Origin of the sequence: Aquitalea sp. ASV11 (genome assembly GCF_016429185.1) — a bacterium.
GTDB lineage: Bacteria > Pseudomonadota > Gammaproteobacteria > Burkholderiales > Chromobacteriaceae > Aquitalea > Aquitalea pelogenes.
Genome location: NZ_JAELUD010000169.1, coordinates 1 through 436 on the forward strand (window position 1 = coordinate 1; position 436 = coordinate 436).

Consider the following 436-nt stretch of genomic DNA (forward strand, 5'->3'; position numbering starts at 1 on the left):
CCGATCTGCGAGCCGGACGGTCCGAGGTAGGTGACGTTGGCGCCCTGGTCGTAGCAGGCCACTTCAAACGCGCAGCGGGTGCGGGTGGAGGTTTTTTCGAAGATCAGGGCGATGTTCTTGCCCTTCAGGTGTTGCTGTTCGGTGCCGGTGTATTTGGCGCGTTTCAGGTCGCGGGCCAGGTCGAGCATGTAGCGGATTTCGCGCGGGGTGAAGTCCAGCATGCGGAGGAAGTTGCGGTTGCGCAGATTGAAAGCCATGGTAACACTCCTTGTTCCGGTGCCGGGTGGCGGGCTTGGCCGTCGCCACCGGGCAATATTGATGCACTGTTCGAAAGGGTTTAGATCTTCACTTCGTCACGGATGATCGGGCAGGTCATGCAGTGACCACCGCCACGGCCACGGCCCAGTTCGGAGGCCGGAATCTCGATCACTTCCAC

Annotated in this window: 1 protein-coding gene and 1 pseudogene; both read right to left on the reverse strand. The window is 60.8% G+C overall.

The window, feature by feature from the left end; genetic code table 11:
- Positions 1–257 (reverse strand): annotated as a pseudogene (locus JHD62_RS21505) (ornithine carbamoyltransferase subunit F); the annotation flags it as partial.
- Between the two features lie 80 nt (positions 258–337).
- Positions 338–436: an arginine deiminase family protein gene (locus JHD62_RS22910; RefSeq protein WP_370541109.1), complete on the reverse strand. Its 99-nt coding sequence runs from the start codon at positions 434–436 to the stop codon at positions 338–340.